Below are 18,402 nucleotides of genomic sequence, written 5' to 3' on the forward strand. Positions count from 1 at the left end.
GTCAGAAACCGGAAACCCGCGCGCATGTCAGTCACCGCCGAAAACGACGAAACCGGGCGCGCACGCCACCCTCATCAGCCCCGACCAGGTATTCCGTCACCGGGGGAACCGCTCCGATGCCAATAAAATCGACGCGCAGTCCGGCCGACGCAGCCGTGTCGCGCCGGGCTCACAGCCGCTTACGCCAGATGCGGGACCGGATGCCGGGGCGGATTCGGGACCTGATCCTGGCAGCGGGAATGGCAATCGGCGTCGCCGCGCTGCTGGCGGGTCCGACGCTTGCCTCGTCCGCGGCGCCGGCCACACAGGAACGTGCGCAGCCCGCGGCCACAACGGTCCCGGGCATCCCGGAGGTGCAGGACATCGACGCGCTGGCGCCCATCCCACTGCGCCGCGAGATCTCCCGGGCCGAGGGCCGCATCAGCGACTTGCGCAAGGAGCGCGCTGCCGAGCTGGCGGGCCTCGATGCCGCGGCTGCCGAGGCGCGGTCCGCCATGGAGCAGGCACGGGCGACACCGCAGTCGCGCCACGGAGTACCGGCGACGGGCGGCACCGCCTACGCGGCCAACACGGCCGACGCGGCTGGAACAGCCCCCCTGCTGAACGCGGACACCCACGCCCAACGCCGCCGCGAGATCGACGAGCGCTATGCCCGGCTGCTGGCCAAGGCCGAGGCCCGCCTGGAGCGGCTGCTGGACCGCCAGGCGGTCATCGACCCCGATGCGCCGGACCAACGGCGGCTGCGCCATGCCGGCAACCCCGACACGGCGGCACACTGGCCGGAACCCGCGGGCGAGTGACCATCTGGCTCGTGTGGGCGTTCGCGTGATCCGGCGCGCCGGCTCTCACTGCCGGGTCACCATGTTGGCTCACTGGGCTGGCTCGAACAGCGCCCGCCACCGATGCGGATCGAACAGCAACTCGATGCGCGTGATGCGCCCGCCCTGCACGCTGGCCCACTGCGCCGCGGGGGTGGAGATGCGCTCAGAGAGCTGGGTCTCGAACACGAGCCAATGGCAGACCTCGTCGCCGTCCACGAAGACCCGCCGGCGCTGGATGCCGAGCAGGATGCCGCCGGTCATCATCATGTACTCGAGAAACGCCGCACCGTCGTGGATGCTGGCGATGGGGCTCACGTAGCTGAAGCCATCGGGTGCAATCAGCGCGGCTATCGCATCGTGGTCGTGGGACGCGAGGGCGTCGAGATAGGCATCGACGACAGCTCGCGCGGATTCGTTCAGGGCATCGCAGGCAGGCATCCTCGGCCTCGCGCCGGGAGTTGAAACGATCCGCCCGATTCTAAGCCAAGGACGAGCCGTTGCCACGTCGTCTACCATGAGCACAGACTGGGGGCAGATCATCAGATGATGGCAGGCGATGGCAGGCGCCAGGTTGTGGCCGCGCACCGCCCCGTCATCATGGCATGAGCACCGACAAAGGCATCGACAACATGGCTGGCTGCAGAAAACCCGGCGTCGTGGACGTGTGCGACGAGGTCCAGGCCGAAAGCGCGACCGCCTTGGGCACACACGGCGCGGCCGGCACGGCATCCACTCCGAACTCGATACAGAGCCCGGTGGAGAAACCGGTGGAGAAACCGGTGGAGATCAGAGACCTCGGCGCCGGCTGGGCCGGGTGGGAGGTGAGCCTGCGCGGCAAGACCGCGGTGCGCCTCAGCGGGCAGGACTTCTTTATCACCGGCCGGCCGCAGCCCGGCATGTGGGTGCCGAAGGAAGGCAGCACGACCGCCCTGTTCATCTACAAGGCGTCGAATCCGAAGCGCGTTTTCCGGCTGGATTATCACGGCCTGAAGAGCACGGCGGGCCGCCCGGTGTGGCATTACAACGTCACCAAGGGCTTCGCCCACATCGATGGCCTCAAGACCACCGATCACGCCGTCACGGCGGGCAGCCAAGCCACGGGGCGTGCGCTGACCGTCTTTCGCTGGGGCGGCAGGGCGCTGTTCGTGGTGGGTGTCGGCATGAGCGTCTACGATGTCTGGCACGCGGAGCGCAGGGCGCGCGAGGTAGTGCGCCAAGTGGGCGGATGGACCGCCGGCATCGCCGCCGGCCGGTACTGCGCACGTGTCGGTGCCTCGGGCGGCGCATGGCTCATGGGTGTGCTCGGTCAGGCCGGTCCGCAGGCGGCGGCGCCGGAAGAGCTCGTCACCGTGCCCGTCGGCGCCCTGGTGGGCGGCGCCGCGGGCGGCGTCGGCTGCGGCGTCGTCGGGATGTTCGTCGGCACGGAGGTCAGCGAGAGCCTGTACGACTGGATCTTCACGCCACTCGAGAAAGAAGAATGGATCGTGCTGGGCGAGACGGAATAGCGCCGCGTGTCACCCTGGTGCGCGGCTACCACCCGCTGACACCGGTGCCCGAGGCGGCGTTGCAGGCGAGCCTCACGGCGCGCCTGGCGGTGGTGCTGGACACGGCATCGCCGGACCACGACACGCTGCATTTCCCGGCCGAGGTCTTCCTGTCGCTGCTCGCCGCGGCCACCGATACGGTGACGCACGACGCCGTCGAGGTGCAGGCGGACGCAGAGAACCGCTACGACAACCTCGACCCCTTTGCGGCGCACCTGCGCGCCGCGGCGGAGGACGAGCGCCTGCCGCCGCTGCGTGTGCTGATCCTGCACCGGCGGCAGTTGGTCATTATGGAAGAGACCGAGTTCTGGGCCTTCTGCGGCGGCCCGGCCCCTTACGGTGATTCCTTTACCGCCTCGTTCTACACCGAGCCCGCCACCGCCGAGCGACTGGAGCAAGCGATCGCGGCCGCCTGCGCGCGGCTGCGGATCTCCATCGACGCCCGCATCCAGGGAGCGGATCGTCCGGTGCCGACCTGGCGCCGGCGCCTCGCCGGCATCCTGCCCGGCCGGCTTGGGCCATCACGGCCCCGCTCTGATTGATCTCTGGCGCGCCGGCGAGCGCTCCGGTCAGCGTCGGACGTCCCGCTAGCCTCGCCTCGATTGCCGGCAGCCTTGTAGTTCGGCCGGCGCGTTCTAGGCTTAAGATAATGCCCGAGCAAAATACTCGGGTGCCAACCGCGCGCTGGACGCCACCGGACGCCGATCGACCGGGTGATCGCGGTGCTGCCGCGGACTCCGGCCCCTCGGGGTCGCCCGGGGTGGCGTTCCGCCGCACGCGATCATCGGAGGTTCACCATGGCCACCCTGACTCATTCAGGCATATCACCCTTGAACATCAAGGGCGTCAGCCTGAACCGCCCCTTTATCTGGCTGCGACAGGGATGGGACGACCTGCGCCACAACCCCGCCGCGAGCCTCGCCTACGGATTCATCGTCTCGGCGCTGGGCGCGCTCCTGCTCACCTTCTGGAGCCATCCCTACTTCATTGCCGCCGACATCACGGGCTTCCTGTTGGTGGGCCCGATGTTCACCGCCGGGCTGGTGCAGTTGTCCCGGTGCCGGGAACGGGGCGCGCCCGTTGGCTTCGGGGACTCACTGTCGGCCCTCGGTGACCACCGTGATGCGCTGGTGCGCTTCGCGCTCGGGCTGCTGGTCATCGGCGCGGTCTGGTTCGCCGCCTCCACCATCATGATGGACATGGCGCTGGGCAGCGCGGCGCCAGGGGTGACGGAGACGATGTGGAGCGGCATGCTCTACCACGTCAGCACGGCACAGTCCCTCTCCTACGTCGGCGTCGGCGGCATCCTCGCCGCCATCGTATTCACGCGCTCCGTGGTCGCGGTCCCGATCATCATCGACCGCGACGCCGACGCCGCGACGGCCGTGCGTGCCAGCTATGGCGCAACCTTCGCCGACCTGCCGGCGATGCTGGTTTGGGCGGCGCTGATCGTGGCGCTCGTGGCGTTTGGATTCATCACCATGCTGATCGGCATGATCGTCGTCTTCCCGCTGCTCGGCCATGCCACCTGGCACGCCTACCGCGACCTCATCGGCTGAGCTGCCGGCGTATCGACGCGACAGCAAAGGCGCATCTCTTGGGGACATTCACGCGGAGCGGCCAAAAAAAAGGCCGCCTCGCGACGGCCTTGTAGGGCGCTGGCCCCGAGCTGGAGCGCGCGGCCTCAGTTCTTCGACTTGTCCACGAGTTGCTTCTCGCGAATCCAGGGCATCATTTCGCGCAGGCGCTCGCCCACCTGCTCGATCTGGTGCTCTTGGCCCAGGCGGCGCATGGCCTTCAGCGCGGGCGCGCCGGCCTGGTTCTCGAGGATGAACTCCTTGGCGAAGCTGCCAGACTGGATCTCGCCCAGAATGCGCTTCATCTCGGCCTTGGTCTCGTCGGTGATGACCCGCGGGCCGCGGGTCAGGTCGCCGTACTCGGCCGTGTTGCTGATGGAGTAGCGCATGTTGGCGATGCCGCCCTCGTAGATGAGGTCGACGATGAGCTTGACCTCGTGCAGGCACTCGAAATAGGCCATCTCCGGCGCGTAGCCGGCCTCGGTCAGGGTCTCGAAGCCGGCCTGGATCAGCGCTGTGAGGCCGCCGCAGAGCACCGCCTGCTCGCCGAAGAGGTCAGTCTCGCACTCCTCGCGGAAGGTCGTCTCGATGATGCCGGCGCGGCCACCGCCGTTGGCGCTGGCGTAGGCCATGGCAATGTCGCGGGCACTGCCGCTCGCATCCTGGTAGACGGCGATGAGGCTCGGCACGCCGCCGCCCTGGGTGTAGGTGCTGCGCACCAGGTGGCCCGGGCCCTTGGGCGCGATCATGATGACATCGAGGTCAGCGCGCGGCTCGATGGCACCGAAGTGAATATTGAAGCCGTGCGCGAAGGCAAGCGCCGCGCCCTGCTTGATGTTGGGCTCGATCTGCTCCCTGTAGAGCTTCGCCTGGTGCTCGTCCGGCGCCAGCACCATGACCACGTCGGCACCGTCCACGGCGGCGGGGATGTCGCGCACCTCGAGGCCAGCGTTGGTGGACTTGGCGGCGGAGGCGCTGCCGGGGCGCAGGCCGACGACGACGGAACAGCCCGATTCCTTCAGGTTGTTGGCATGGGCGTGCCCCTGGGAGCCGTAACCGATGATGGCCACCTTGCGGCCCTGGATCAGCGAAAGGTCGGCGTCTTTGTCGTAATAAACGTTAATCGGCATTTAACTGGAACCTGGGTTCGATGTTGGAACGTGCGCAGCCCGCGCCGATGGCGAGTCGGACTGCAAAAAGGGCCGAGGGCCGAGGGCCGCGTGCTCGCCTCGGCCCTCGGCCCTCGGCCCTCGGCCCTCGGCTATGGCTATACCGTCAACCCCTTCTCGCCGCGAGAGATGCCGGTCGGGCCGGAGCGGACGACCTCGATGATGAGCCCTTCCGGCACCGCCTTGATGAAGGCGTCGAGCTTCTTGGATGCGCCGGTCAGCTCGACGACATAGCTCACGTCGGTGACGTCGATGACCTTTGCGCGAAAAATGTCCACCAGCCGCATGAGCTCGTCGCGATCATCGCGCGTGGCCCTGAGCTTGACGAGCATCATCTCGCGCTCGATGTGCTCGCCCTCGGACAGGTCTTGCAGCTTCACCACGTCGATGAGCTTGTTCAGCTGCTTCTTGATCTGCTCGACGATATCGTCGTTGCCGCTGGTGACCAGGGTCATGCGCGAAAGCGTCGGCTCGTCCGTCGGCGCGACGGTGAGGGACTCGATGTTGTAGCCGCGGGCGGAAAACAGACCGGCGATGCGCGACAGGGCACCGGATTCGTTTTCCACCAGCATGGATAAGATGTGTCGCATGCGTTCGATTCTCGACCATTGTGTGCCGTCTTGGCGCTACGGCAATGCTTGGCAATCAGGTGCGCAGTGCCTAGTGCGTAGTACGTTGGCGGGGGAGCCCGCACTTCGCAGTGCGCACTTCGCACTTTGCCGGCCAAGACAGAGTGCGACGGCCACTGCCCTACTCCAGTATTCGTTCTCGTTTGGCGCTATGCGAGCTCCCGCTCCGACATCGTCGGCGGCAGCTCCATCTCGTGGTGGCCCTTGCCCGCGCAGATCATCGGATAGACGTTCTCGGTGGGGTCGACGACGACGTCGAGGAACACGAAGCGGTCCTTCATGCCGAAGGCTTCGCGCATGGCCGCTTCGAGCTCGTCCGGCTTCTCGACGCGCATGCCGACGTGACCGAAGCTCTCCGCGAGGTGCACGAAGTCCGGCAGCGCATCGACGTAGGAGTGCGCGTAGCGGCTCTCGTAGAAGAACTCCTGCCACTGGCGGACCATGCCCATGTAGCCGTTGTTGAGCAGGATCACCTTGATGGGCAGGTCGTACTGCTTGCAGGTGGCCATCTCCTGGATGCACATCAGGATGCTCGCCTCGCCTGAGATGCAGGCCACCGGAGCATCCGGATGGGCGATCTGCACGCCCATGGCCGCCGGCAGGCCGAAGCCCATGGTGCCCAAGCCACCGGAGTTGATCCAGCGCCGGGGCTTGTCGAACGGATAGAACTGGGCCGCGAACATCTGGTGCTGGCCGACGTCGGAGGTCAGGTACAGATCGCCATTGGTGACCTTGTACAGGGTCTCCACCGCGAACTGCGGCTTGATGACCTGGCTGGTGCGGTCGTAGCGCAGGCAGTCCACGCCCCGCCACTGGTCGATCTGCTGCCACCAGGCGGTGAGCGCATCCCGGTCCGGTTGACCGCCGAGGTCCTCGAGCACCGCCAGCATGTCCTCGAGCACGCTCTGCACGGGGCCGACGATGGGCACGTGCACCTTGACGGTCTTGGAGATGGACGACGGGTCCACGTCCACGTGGATGATCTCGGCATGCGGGCAGAAGTGCTCGATCTTGCCCGTCACGCGGTCGTCGAAACGGGCGCCGATGGCGATCAGGCAGTCCGTCTCGTGCATGGCCATATTGGCCTCGTAGGTGCCATGCATGCCGAGCATGCCGAGGAACTGCTTGTCCGTCATCGGATAGGCGCCAAGGCCCATCAGCGTGCTGGTGATGGGATAGCCGAGCTGGCGCACCAGTGTCGTCAGAGCCTCGGCGGCATCCCCGAGCACCACGCCGCCACCGGTGTAGAACACTGGCCGCTTGGCGGCGAGCAGCTTTTCCACCGCCCTCTTGATCTGCCCGTGATGACCGCGCTGGGCCGGGCTGTAGGAGCGCAGATGGACGTCCACCGGGTACTGATACGGGATCTTGATGTTCGGGTCAGTGACGTCCTTGGGGATGTCCACCACCACCGGTCCGGGCCGGCCGCTCTTGGCGATGTAGAACGCCTTCTTGATGGTCAGGGCCAGATCTTCGACCCGCTTCACCAGGAAGTTGTGCTTGACGCAGGGGCGGGTGATACCGACCGTGTCGACCTCCTGGAAGGCGTCGCTGCCGATCACCGGCGTCGGTACCTGGCCGGTGAGCACCACCATGGGGATGGAGTCCATGTAGGCGGTGGCGATGCCGGTCACGGCATTGGTGGCGCCGGGGCCGGACGTGACCAGACAGACGCCCACTTTGCCGGTGGCGCGGGCGTAGCCGTCCGCGGCATGGCTGGCGCCCTGCTCGTGGCGCACCAGGATGTGCTTGATCTCGTCGCGCTTGAATAGCGCGTCGTAGATGTGCAGCACCGCGCCGCCGGGATAGCCGAAGACGGTCTCGACCCCCTCATCGATCAGCGCCTGTACGGTGATTTCCGCGCCACTGAGCTGCATCAGGGCATTGGCCGGGTTGGAACTGTCGCCCGGAGCGGGCTGATCGGGCATGGTCTGATCCGACTGGGCATGATCCACGGGGGGCGACCTCTCGAAAAGCGGGTAGCGGCGCCTTGGCAATGGCGGCGGCCGGCGGGCTAGGCAATGCTATCGAAGCGAGACCGGCGCGCGCCGATGCGGACATCTCGGAGCTGCGGGAATCACGGCACGATGCCGGGCGCAGCCGCGGTGGGGCACCGGGGCCCCGACCCATACGACCAGGAGCCGAGGCGGGATGCGCGCCGGGAAACAGCTGAAAATACGTGAATCCTACGGTCTTGGTCAAGACTGCGCCCGCATCCCCAAAGCCCATCGGCCCCTTCGAGCTGCGTCGGCGACGCGCCCCCGCGGCGTTGACGCGCCGGTCCGTCGCTGCAAATACTTCGCTCGCGCCCTGACCAAGACGCTTGCGATTGAGCCCGCGCGCGGTGCACCCGGCGCCACGCACACCAGTCACCCCTCCGGAGGTACCGCCCATGCCGACCCTGATGATCAAGACCAACGCCGACCTCGCGGACCGCCCCCGCGACACCCTGCTGCGCACCGCCTCCGCCGCCGTCGCCGAACTGCTCGGCAAGCCGGAGGGCTACGTGATGGTGCTGCTGGAGCCGGTGGCGGACATGTGCTTCGGCGGCGATGCCGCGCCCTGCGCCTACCTCGAGCTCAAGAGCCTGGGTTTACCGGAGCAGCGCACGACCGAGCTCTCGGCGGCGCTGTGCGACCTCGTCGGACGCCAGCTCGGGGTGCCGAAATCGCGCGTGTACATCGAATTCGCCTCGCCGCCGCGGCACCTGTTCGGCTTCGACGGCCGGACCTTTTGACACCGCGGGCATTTCGATGCCATTGGTAGCGGTCAACTGCTCTTCCTAGGTTTACCAAGCATCTCGCTGGTACCCCGTTTCAGCCACTTTTGCAGGGCGCCAACCCGAGTGGGGCCGGAGCCCAGGAACCTGGTCGAAGTCTCTGCTCGTGGTCGTGGTCGTAATCGGATACTCGACAACGACAGCGACAGCGACAGCGACAGCGACAACGAAAGCAAAGTTAGGAGAAACGCTGCACTAGAGTGTAAGCACTGAACAGCACGGCCACCCTGGAGACACCGGAATTTCTTACACACGAAATACACGAAACACGCGAAAAGGGGAGGATTTACGACAAGACGGGGCCTTTTCGCCCCTTTTGCGTGTTGCTTAGTTCTTCTTCAGAGTCCCCGCGGGTTCGCGTGCGACCGCCCCCTGACACGTGCCCGACTGCCCGCGGCGGGGGGCCATGCCGCGGCCGGCTCAACTTGTCCGCATCCGCCACCGCCGCTAGACTGCTGGATTTTGTGCCACCGCTCCTATCTTCCCCGATGCGCACGTCCCGCTTCCCGCTCCAGACCGTCAAAGAGACCCCGGCCGATGCGGAGATCGCAAGTCACCGGCTGATGCTGCGCGCGGGCATGATCCGCAAGCTCGCCGCCGGCCTCTATACCTGGCTGCCGTTGGGGCTGAAAGTGCTGCGCAAGGTGGAGCGCATCGTGCGCGAAGAGATGGACCGCGCCGGCGCGCTAGAAGTCGCCATGCCGGCGGTACAGCCCGCCGAGCTGTGGCAGGAGTCCGGGCGCTGGGAGCAATACGGCCCGGAGCTGCTGCGCCTGAAGGACCGCCACCAGCGTGACTTCTGCTTCGGCCCGACGCACGAGGAGATCATCACCGACCTCGCCCGCAACGAGCTCAAGAGCTACAAGCAGCTCCCGGTCAACTTCTACCAGATCCAGACCAAGTTCCGCGACGAGGTACGCCCGCGCTTCGGCGTCATGCGTGCACGCGAGTTCCTGATGAAGGACGCCTACTCCTTCCACCTGGACCACGCCTCGCTCGCCGAGACCTACCAGGTCATGTACGACACCTACAGTCGCATCTTCAGCCGCTGCGGGCTCGACTTCCGCGCCGTGCAGGCGGACACCGGCGCCATCGGCGGCAACGCCTCGCACGAGTTCCACGTTCTGGCCGCCTCTGGCGAGGACGCCATCGCGTTCTCCACTGACAGCGACTACGCTGCCAACGTGGAGCTGGCGGAGGCCGTCGCACCCGCCAACGCGCCGCCGGCACCGGCCGAAGACGCCCGCATCGTCGATACCCCCAATGCCAAGACCATCGCCGACCTCGTCGAGCAATTCGGCCAGCCCATCGAACGCACCATCAAGACGCTGGTGGTGGCCGCGGCCGACCCCGAGACGGGAGAAGAGAGCGGTCTGGTGGCGCTGCTGGTGCGCGGCGACCACGAGCTGAATGCCGTCAAGGCCGAGAAGCTGCCCCGCGTGGCAAGCCCGCTGCGCATGGCCAGCGAGGACGAGATCCGCGCGGCCGTCGGCGCCGGCCCCGGCTCGCTGGGGCCTTCGGGCCTGGCGCTGCCATGCATCGCCGACCGCGCCGCCGCGGTGGCGGCCGACTTCAGCGCCGGCGCCAACACCGACGGCAAGCACTGGTTCGGCCTCAACTGGGGCCGCGACCTGCCGCTGCCGGAGGTTGCCGACCTGCGCAACGTCATCGACGGTGACCCGAGCCCGGATGGGTCCGGCAGCATCACCATCGCCCGCGGCATCGAGGTAGGCCACATATTCCAGCTCGGTACCAAGTACTCTGAGGCCATGAAGGCCGTGGTGCTGGACGAGGCGGGCAAGGCGGTCACCATGACCATGGGCTGCTACGGCATCGGCGTCTCGCGTGTCGTCGCCGCCGCCATCGAGCAGCACCACGACGACCGCGGCATCATCTGGCCCGCCGCCATCGCACCCTTCGAGGTGGCCCTGCTGCCCATGAAATACGCCAAGTCCTACCGCGTCCGCGAGGCGGTGGACGACCTCTACGAGCGCCTCACCGCCGCCGGCATCGAGGTGCTGTTGGACGACCGCGACGTACGCCCGGGCTTCATGTTCGCGGACATGGAGCTCATCGGCATCCCGCACCGGGTCGTGGTGGGCGACAAGCACCTGGACAACGGCCAGGTGGAGTACAAGGGCCGCACCGACGCCGAAATGCAACTGATTTCCATCGACGAGATCGTCCCATTCCTCGAGCGCAGCCTCGCCGGCTGAGGCCCGGACGTCCGCGCCGGGCGACGCCTCTTCCGCGCTCCCAGGCCGGCCCCGAATACCCAACACCAAGGACTCCAACCCCGCATGAGCAGAACCGAATCCTTCGACCGCGAGCAACTGCTCGCCTGCGGCTATGGCGAGATGTTCGGGCCGGGCAACGCCCAGTTGCCGGTGCCGAACATGCTGATGATGGACCGCATCACGCACATCGCCGACCACGGCGGCCACTACGGCAAGGGCGAGATCGTTGCCGAGCTGGATATCGACCGGGAGCTCTGGTTCTTCGGCTGCCACTTCCCCGGCGACCCGGTGATGCCGGGCTGCCTGGGCCTCGACGCCATGTGGCAGATCGTCGGCTTCTACCTGGCCTGGATCGGCAACCCCGGCCACGGGCGCGCGCTCGGCGTCGGCGAGGTGAAGTTCACCGGCCAGGTGCTGCCGACGGCCACCAAGGTCACCTATCGCGTCAGCATGAAGCGCGTGATCACCCGCAAGCTGGTGCTCGGCATCGGCGATGGGGTCATGGACGTGGACGGCCGCCCCATCTACACCGCGAAGGATCTGCGGGTGGGGCTCTTTACGTCCACCGAGGGCTTCTGAGTCCACGCCTGCCGCTGTGCTGCAACGCACGAGACATCTCACTGCGCCCCAAGCGTCGCGCTGGCATCTTGCGCACTGGGTCGCGGCGGTAGCTGGGCTGGCGCTGATGCTGGCGGGGCTGGCCGGCTTGTTCGGAACCCGCGCCGGGATCGCCATCCACAGCACCCGCATCGGCACGACGCCGGTGACCGTCTTCCAGGCCAAGGACGCGCCCCCCGGGCCGGTTGTCGTGGTGGCCCACGGCTACGCCGGCTCCCGGCAACTGATGCATCCCTTCGCGGTGACCCTGGCCCGCAACGGCTACCGCGCGGTCGTATTCGACTTCCCCGGACACGGCCGCAACACCAAGCCGCTGGCCGGCCAGATCGGCGACCCCGCGCGCGCCGCGGCGTTGGTCGGCGCACTGTCGGAGGTGGTGGACTTCGCCCGCGACCTGCCGGGCGGCGACGGCCGGCTCGCCCTGCTCGGACACTCCATGGCCGGCGACATCGCCACACGCTACGCGAGCGCGCATCCGGGCGTGGATGCCATCGTCGCGGTGTCGCCCTACCTGTCGCTGCCCCTGGACCGACTGCCCACGGTGAACCTGCTGTTCATCTACGGTGCCTTGGAGCCCGCAGTCATCCAGGCGCAGGGGCGCGAGGCCGTGGCCGCCGCCGGCGGCTTAGACCCGGCCGCGGTGGAGACAAACGTCACTTACGGCAGCCTCGAGGACGGCACCGCCCGGCGGCTGGTGATCGCCAACCGCGTCGAACACATCGGCGTGCTCTACAGCGCCACCTCGCTGCGTGCCGCGCGCGACTGGCTCGATGCCGCCTTCGGCCGCGGCACGCACGACGGCGGCCAAGCTGGGAACAAGCCCAACGGCACCATCGACCACCGCGCGCCCTGGCTCGGACTCTACTACCTGGGCGTGCTGCTGCTGGCCTGGCCGCTTACGCTGCTGCTGCCGACGGTGTCGGCGGAGCGCCTGGGCGCCGGGTCAGATGCCGACTGGGGTTGGCGGCGCTTCTGGCCCATCGCGGTGGTGCCCGCCGTGCTGACCCCGCTGTTACTCTGGCCGATGCCGACGGACTTCCTGGCGATCGCCATCGGCGACTACATCGCGCTCCACTTCGGTCTCTACGGCCTGCTGACCCTGGCCGGGCTCTGGCGTGCCGGCGCCCTGCCGCAGCTCGGCAACTCGTCCATCAAGGCGCTGCTCGCCGCCATCGCGCTGGTGGCCCTGTTCGAGATCCTCGCCCTGTCGCTGCCGACGGACCTGTTCGTCACCAGTTTCCTGCCGGCACCCCACCGCCTGCCCACCGTCGCAGCACTGTTCGCCGGCACCGTGCTGTGGTTCATCGCGGACGAGTGGCTCACCCGCGGGCCGCGCGCACCCCGGCTCGGGTACGCGCTTACCAAGCTGCTGTTCCTGGCGTCGCTGATGTTGGCGGTCGCGCTCAACCTGAGCAAGCTGTTCTTCCTGGTGATCATCATCCCGGCCATCCTGGTGCTATTCCTGGTCTACGGGCTGTTCAGCGGCTGGATCTACCGACGCACCCGCCAACCGCTGGTGGCCGCCATCACCAATGCGCTGGTCTTCGCGAGCGCCATCGCCGTGAGCTTTCCCCTCTTGGGCTGACGACCGCGTCGGCGCCGGACATCACCCTGGTGCGACCGCACCACCGCATCAGTCCAACTGCCCGAAACTCCCGCCCAGCGTCACCTCCAGTGACGCCTGCGTCCCGTTGCGCAGCACGTGCAGGACCACTTTGTCGCCCACCTCATAGCCTTCCAGCCGGTCGATGAGCTCGGTCATGGAGGTCACCGGCTTGCCGTCCACCTGTTGGACGATGTCGCCGGGAATGATCTCGCCGGCGCCGGTGACATGCGCGCCCTGGAGCCCGGCGCGGGCGGCCGGGGATTGCGGGTCCACGCGCAGCACCAGCACGCCCTCGACGCCGAGCTCGTCCAGCACCGGGCGGCTGATCTCGTCGTCGCCGTAGAAGCCGATGCGCGGGCGCACGTACTCGCCGTGAGCGATGAGCTGCGGCACCACCCGGTTCACCACGTCCACTGGCACCGCGAAGCCGATACCGGAGAAGCTGCCGGACGGACTGAAGATGGCGGTGTTGATGCCGATGAGCCGCCCGGCGCTGTCAAGCAGCGGACCGCCGGAGTTGCCCGGATTGATGGCGGCGTCGGTCTGGATCAGGCCGCGGATCTCGCCGCCCGCCTCGTCGGATGCGATGGTGCGGTCCAGCGCCGAGACGACGCCGGTGGTGAGGCTGTAGTCGAAGCCGAAGGGATTACCGATGGCCAGCACCTTCTGCCCCACCTGCAGATCCTTGCTGGTGCCAATGAGGGCGGGCCGCAACCCCGCCGCGGAGGCGCCGATGCGCAGCACGGCCAGATCATGCTCCGCGCTCGCGCCGACGAACTGGGCGTTGTAGATGCGACCGTCCGCGAGCCCCACCCTAGCCGTACGCGCTTCCTCGATGACGTGCCAATTGGTGACGATGTGTCCGTCGTGGTCCCACACCACACCTGAGCCGGTGCCGCGGCGGACCTCGGTGAGGTTGCGCGTCCACGGGCTCAACAGCGGCGCCGTCGTGGAGATGTAGGCCACCGACGGACTCGCTTCGCGAAAGATCTCGATGGTGGACTGCTCCTCCGACGCCAGCTCGCCGCGCGCCGTGACGGCTCGCGGCTCCGCCTGCATGCTGACGAACGCATCCTCCAGCCAGGGCTTCAGCGCCAGCGAGACGATGAACAGGATGGCCGCCCAGAACAGCAGCCGCGAGAGTTGGAAGCCATGCATGGTGTCGGCGATCCGGGCGATGGGTGGAGGTGTGGATGTGCGCGCCGACAACCGTCGCCGCGACGTGCACGGCATCAACGGGGACGCAGCGGGCAAGGCGCACCGGGCGACAGCTGAAGGAGATCCCGCGCTGCCGTCGGCATTCAGCCTACGCCGATCCGGCGCCCGCTTGATTGTCCGATCGCAACGACCCGAAGCTCACGATCACAGTATACTAACCCTATTATCATCATGGTTTACGGCGGGAAATCCACGGCGCCCGCACCCACCTCCGGCGTATCCGATCGACAGTCGCGCACGCGACTGCGGGCGCGGAGACCGACGCAACGTCACCAACCCAACACAACGGGAGTTTCCACGATGGTCAAGAACATCGGTAGCCAAGACCAGAAGATCCGCTACATCGCCGGCGCCCTGCTGATCTTGGCGGCGCTGTTTATGAAGAGCTGGATCATCGGCATCATCGGCCTCATCGCCATCGGCACCGCCTACATGGGCACCTGCCTGGCGTACCTCCCCTTCGGCATCAACACGAAGGAAGGCGAAGAAGGCTGACAGCCGCCTTCCCTCGCAACGCCGGCAGCCCCGCGCAGCGGCGGGCGCCGGCCGAGGCCTTGGAGCTTCCGGCTCCAGGGCCTTTTGTTTGTCTGCCTGCCCGGCACAGCCGCGGGTGCCGGGGTGCTTCCCCCAGGCACCCATGTGCCAGCATTGCCCTGTGGCCGAGGACAACCGCCCCCACCTTGCCCGCATGCAGCCGATACCCCTCATCGAAGCGCGCGAACTCCGCAAGCACTTCCCCGGTGTCAAGGCCGTGGACGGCATCAGCTTCACCGTGCGGCCGGGGCAGTGCTTCGGTCTGCTCGGACCGAACGGCGCCGGCAAGACCACGACCCTCGAAATGCTGGAGGGTATCCAGCAACCCACCGCCGGCGAGGTCCTGTTTCGTGGTGGACCACTGGGCGCGGACTTCCGCGAGGCCATCGGTATCCAGTTCCAGGCAACGGCCCTGCAGGACTTCCAGACCGTCGGCGAGTCGCTCGCCATGTTCGCCCGGCTCTACCGGCACACCGCCGAACGCGACGAGCTGATCCGGCTCTGCAACCTCGGCGAGCTCCTGCACCGCGACACCCGCAAGCTCTCCGGCGGCCAGCGCCAGCGACTGCTGCTGGCCATCGCACTGGTGAACGACCCGGACCTCGTGTTCCTCGACGAACCCACCACGGGGCTCGACCCGCAGTCCAGGCGCAACTTCTGGGGCCTCATCGAGACCGTCCGCGCCCGCGGCAAGACCGTCCTGCTGACCACCCATTACATGGAAGAGGCCGAACGTCTCTGCGACGAGATCGCCATCATCGACCATGGCCGCATCATTGCGCAGGGGGCACCGGGGACGCTGGTGCGGGAGCACTTCCCGCCAGTGATCGTGCGGCTGCCCGCGGACGCGTGGCCGGCGGACGAGCCGCTGCCGAGCTACGCGAGCCGCAACCATCACGAGATCGAGCTGCACGCGGCGCAGGTGCCGCCGGTGCTGGATGAGCTGGAGCGCATCGGCGCCACGCTCACGGGGCTGCGGGTGGAGACGCCGAGCTTGGAGGATCTGTTTCTGAAGCTCACTGGGCATAGTTTGCGGGCTTGATCAGATAGGGCCGAGGGCCGAGGGCCGAGGGCCGAGGGCCGAGGGCCGAGGGCCGAGGGCCGAGGAACAGTGTTCCGCAAACCCTGCCCCCAGGTGCTTGGCGCTTGGCGCTTGGCCCTTGGCCCTGAGCCTCCCTCTCAGCTTGTTGCCGGGCTTACGAAGATGTTCCAAAGAATTCTTGCCCTCCTCGTCGCCCGCAACCGCGAGTTCTACCGCGACAGCGCCGGACTCATCTGGAACATCGCGATGCCAGTGATGATGATCGTCGCCTTCGCGTTCATCTTCGGCGGCGGCCCCGAGGACCTGTTCAAGGTGGGCGTGCTTGGCGATGCGGACGCGGCCGCGGACGCGAGCGGCTTTCTCGCCACGCCACATCTGACCTTCGTGCCCATGGACGACGAGCCCGCCGCTGTCACGAAGATCGCCCGCCACCAATTGGACCTGCTGCTGGACCTGCGCGCACCGGGCGGCGCCATCACCGGCTACTGGGTCAACCCGAAGTCGCCCAACGGCGACGTCACCGAGCGGCTGCTGCTGGGCGCTTTTGCCCGCGCCGGCGCGCCACCGCCGCAGCGCCACCCAGCCGCCGGCGAGGCGCTGAGCTACGCGGACTGGGCGCTGCCCGGCGTGCTCGCCATGAACGTCATGTTCTCCAGCCTCTGGGGCGTCGGCTGGGTGGTGGTGCGCTACCGCAAGAACGGCGTGCTGCGGCGGCTCAAGGCAACCCCGCTACGCCCGCTGGAGTTCCTGTCCGCACAGGTGCTCTCGCGGCTCATGGTGGTCATGGCATCCAGCACCGTCGTCTACCTGGGCGCCCTGGCCATCCTGGACTTTCCCATGCGCGGCTCCTATTCCGCGCTGGTGCTCACGTACGTGGCGGGCGCCCTCTGCATGATCAGTCTGGGCCTGCTGGTGGCCGCACGGCTGCGCACCGAGGAGCTCGCCGACGGCCTCCTGAACCTGATGTCATGGCCGATGTTGCTACTCTCCGGCGTCTGGTTCTCCATGGAGGGCACAAGCCGCGCGGCGCAGTGGCTCTCCGAGCTCATGCCGCTCACCCACCTCGTGGACGCCGCCCGCGCCATCATGATCGACGGCGCCGGCGTGCTGGACGTGCTGCCGCAGCTCGGTCTGCTGCTGGCACTCGCGGCGCTGCTGCTGGCAGTGGCGGCACGCGTGTTCCGCTGGGAGTAGCGCGCCTGCCGACAGCGTGCCGGGGCTACTTCGACAGGGGCGTCCCTTCGCCGCCCACCGGCGGTACCCCTGGCCGATGATGCGCATCCGCGGGCACCTCGGCACAACAAATCAGCTGGTAGGTGGCCGCCGCCAGCAGTCCGCAGCAGGCCATGCCGAGCAGCAGCGGTAGTGCCGTGCCGTCGTGCAGCAGGCTGGTCACCGAGCCCGTCAACGCACCGAAGCCGAAGCGGCCGGCGCCGGCAAACGCGGACGCCGTGCCCGCCATGCGCGGGAAGAAGGCCATGAAGCCGGCCATGGCGTTGCCCATGACGAGCCCCGCCATGGCGATGTAGGCGAGTGCCCCGAGCGCGATGAGCCACAGCGGCGCCACCACGGCGAGCAGAGCCGGCAGCAGCGCGATGAGCAGCAGCATCAGCGCCGCCCCGGCTTGCACCGTGAGCCCGAAGCGCAGCAGCCGCTCCGCCCCCCAGCGTGGCACCCAGCGCGCGTTGAGCGCCGAGAACAGCATCGCCGCGGCGATGTTCAGGCCGAATAGCGGCCCGAACCAGCCCGCCGGCACCTCGTGCAGCTCGATGTAGACGAAGGGCGAGTTGACGATGAACACCATCATGCCGCCGAAGCTCGCCATCCCCGTCAGCAGGTAGCCGAGCGCCGCGCGGTGGCGCAGCAGGGCCCAGTAGTTGCCCAACACCCGCGCCGGCGCCGGCGGATGGCGCCGCTCCGGCGGCAGGGTCTCCGGCAGCAGCCGCAAGAACAGCACCGCCGCCACAGCGGTGATGCCCAACAGCCCGACGAACACCCAGTGCCAGGTGCCGTAGAGCAGGATCAGCCCGCCGACGCTCGGCGCCAGTAGCGGCGCCAGTCCCATCACCAGCATCACCAGGCCCATGACCCGGGCGTAGTCGTCGCGGTCGAACAGGTCGCGCACCAGCGCCGGGATCGTCACCGCCACCGCCGCGCCGCCCAGCGCCTGCACCGCCCGGGCCCAGAGCATCGCCGTCATGCTGGGCGCGAGCGCGCAGGCGACCGCCGCCAGCGCGAAGACCGCGAGCCCCACCGCCACCGGCAGCCGCCGGCCAAGCACGTCCGACAGCGGACCGAGGACCAACTGCGCCGCAGCGAACACGCCCAGGTACACCGTCACGCTGAGCTGCGCGAGCGCCACGGGCGCGTGCAGATCCTGCGCAATGGCCGGGATGCTCGGCAGGTACATGTCGATGGCGAAGGGCGTCAGTGCCGACAGCAGGCCGAGCGTGATCAACAGCGGGAGGGAAACGGGCATTGGATCTCCGTGGTGCGGATGGCGCCGGACAGCGAACGGTATCGACAATTCCAAGGCCGTGCACTCGTGCAACACTGCGCAAGCCGCAAGACCGTCCCAAGTCGTTGTCGCTGTCGTTGTCGTGGTCCCACCCGTGCGGGTATGCGATT

At 68.0% G+C, this 18,402-nt stretch carries 17 protein-coding genes; 11 read left to right on the plus strand and 6 right to left on the minus strand.

The window, feature by feature from the left end:
- Positions 1-239 precede the first annotated feature (239 nt).
- Positions 240-800 (plus strand): hypothetical protein, encoded by a 561-nt coding sequence (locus LJE69_RS09970; RefSeq protein ID WP_296924434.1) that lies wholly within the window; start codon positions 240-242, stop codon positions 798-800.
- A gap of 69 nt (positions 801-869) precedes the next feature.
- Here the strand turns inward: LJE69_RS09970 and LJE69_RS09975 are convergent, their stop codons facing one another.
- Entirely contained in the window at positions 870-1,259 is a 390-nt protein-coding gene (locus tag LJE69_RS09975) for a nuclear transport factor 2 family protein (protein WP_296924436.1), read from the minus strand.
- Positions 1,260-1,423: 164 nt separating this feature from the next.
- Between LJE69_RS09975 and LJE69_RS09980 the strand changes: the two genes are divergently transcribed.
- The 3 genes from LJE69_RS09980 (at position 1,424) to LJE69_RS09990 (ending at position 3,924) form a co-directional block, all read left to right on the plus strand.
- Positions 1,424-2,326, plus strand: a complete 903-nt coding sequence (locus tag LJE69_RS09980; protein WP_296924438.1) for a hypothetical protein — start codon at positions 1,424-1,426, stop codon at positions 2,324-2,326.
- 17 nt (positions 2,327-2,343) lie between these two features.
- Complete coding sequence (locus LJE69_RS09985) at positions 2,344-2,907, plus strand: hypothetical protein (RefSeq protein WP_296924440.1); 564 nt, start codon at positions 2,344-2,346, stop codon at positions 2,905-2,907.
- 255 nt (positions 2,908-3,162) lie between these two features.
- Positions 3,163-3,924 carry a DUF2189 domain-containing protein gene (locus tag LJE69_RS09990; RefSeq protein ID WP_296924442.1) on the plus strand — a complete coding sequence of 254 codons (762 nt, stop codon included), beginning with the start codon at positions 3,163-3,165 and terminating at the stop codon, positions 3,922-3,924.
- Positions 3,925-4,049: 125 nt separating this feature from the next.
- Here LJE69_RS09990 and ilvC read toward each other — a convergent pair whose 3' ends face one another.
- From ilvC to LJE69_RS10005, 3 genes are all read right to left on the minus strand, one after another.
- Entirely contained in the window at positions 4,050-5,066 is a 1,017-nt protein-coding gene (gene ilvC / locus LJE69_RS09995) for a ketol-acid reductoisomerase (protein ID WP_296924536.1), read from the minus strand.
- 143 nt (positions 5,067-5,209) lie between these two features.
- Positions 5,210-5,701 carry an acetolactate synthase small subunit gene (gene ilvN / locus LJE69_RS10000; RefSeq protein WP_296924444.1) on the minus strand — a complete coding sequence of 164 codons (492 nt, stop codon included), beginning with the start codon at positions 5,699-5,701 and terminating at the stop codon, positions 5,210-5,212.
- Positions 5,702-5,889: 188 nt separating this feature from the next.
- Positions 5,890-7,617, minus strand: coding sequence for an acetolactate synthase 3 large subunit (locus LJE69_RS10005; protein WP_367114655.1), 1,728 nt, complete (start codon positions 7,615-7,617; stop codon positions 5,890-5,892).
- A gap of 515 nt (positions 7,618-8,132) precedes the next feature.
- On the opposite strand from LJE69_RS10005, the gene LJE69_RS10010 reads away from it, so the two are divergent.
- From LJE69_RS10010 to LJE69_RS10025, 4 genes are all read left to right on the plus strand, one after another.
- Positions 8,133-8,477 (plus strand): phenylpyruvate tautomerase MIF-related protein, encoded by a 345-nt coding sequence (locus LJE69_RS10010; RefSeq protein WP_296924449.1) that lies wholly within the window; start codon positions 8,133-8,135, stop codon positions 8,475-8,477.
- 530 nt (positions 8,478-9,007) lie between these two features.
- The gene (locus LJE69_RS10015; RefSeq protein ID WP_296924451.1) at positions 9,008-10,735 is read left to right on the plus strand and encodes a proline--tRNA ligase; all 1,728 of its coding nucleotides are present in this window, start codon (positions 9,008-9,010) and stop codon (positions 10,733-10,735) included.
- 84 nt (positions 10,736-10,819) lie between these two features.
- Entirely contained in the window at positions 10,820-11,335 is a 516-nt protein-coding gene (fabA, locus tag LJE69_RS10020; RefSeq protein ID WP_296924453.1) for a 3-hydroxyacyl-[acyl-carrier-protein] dehydratase FabA, read from the plus strand.
- A 16-nt stretch (positions 11,336-11,351) separates the two neighbouring features.
- A complete protein-coding gene (locus LJE69_RS10025; RefSeq protein ID WP_296924455.1) occupies positions 11,352-12,959 on the plus strand; it encodes an alpha/beta fold hydrolase in 1,608 nt (535 codons plus the stop codon).
- Between the two features lie 48 nt (positions 12,960-13,007).
- Here the strand turns inward: LJE69_RS10025 and LJE69_RS10030 are convergent, their stop codons facing one another.
- The gene (locus LJE69_RS10030; protein WP_296924457.1) at positions 13,008-14,138 is read right to left on the minus strand and encodes a trypsin-like peptidase domain-containing protein; all 1,131 of its coding nucleotides are present in this window, start codon (positions 14,136-14,138) and stop codon (positions 13,008-13,010) included.
- A 360-nt stretch (positions 14,139-14,498) separates the two neighbouring features.
- Between LJE69_RS10030 and LJE69_RS10035 the strand changes: the two genes are divergently transcribed.
- From LJE69_RS10035 to LJE69_RS10045, 3 genes are all read left to right on the plus strand, one after another.
- The gene (locus LJE69_RS10035) at positions 14,499-14,693 is read left to right on the plus strand and encodes a YgaP-like transmembrane domain (RefSeq protein ID WP_296924459.1); all 195 of its coding nucleotides are present in this window, start codon (positions 14,499-14,501) and stop codon (positions 14,691-14,693) included.
- 193 nt (positions 14,694-14,886) lie between these two features.
- Positions 14,887-15,774, plus strand: coding sequence for an ABC transporter ATP-binding protein (locus LJE69_RS10040; RefSeq protein ID WP_296924461.1), 888 nt, complete (start codon positions 14,887-14,889; stop codon positions 15,772-15,774).
- A gap of 162 nt (positions 15,775-15,936) precedes the next feature.
- Complete coding sequence (locus LJE69_RS10045) at positions 15,937-16,968, plus strand: ABC transporter permease (protein WP_296924462.1); 1,032 nt, start codon at positions 15,937-15,939, stop codon at positions 16,966-16,968.
- Positions 16,969-16,993: 25 nt separating this feature from the next.
- Here the strand turns inward: LJE69_RS10045 and LJE69_RS10050 are convergent, their stop codons facing one another.
- Positions 16,994-18,253 (minus strand): Bcr/CflA family multidrug efflux MFS transporter, encoded by a 1,260-nt coding sequence (locus LJE69_RS10050; RefSeq protein ID WP_296924464.1) that lies wholly within the window; start codon positions 18,251-18,253, stop codon positions 16,994-16,996.
- Between the last annotated feature and the right edge of the window lie 149 nt (positions 18,254-18,402).

It is taken from the genome of Thiohalocapsa sp. (genome assembly GCF_022340605.1).
GTDB lineage: Bacteria > Pseudomonadota > Gammaproteobacteria > Chromatiales > Chromatiaceae > Thiohalocapsa.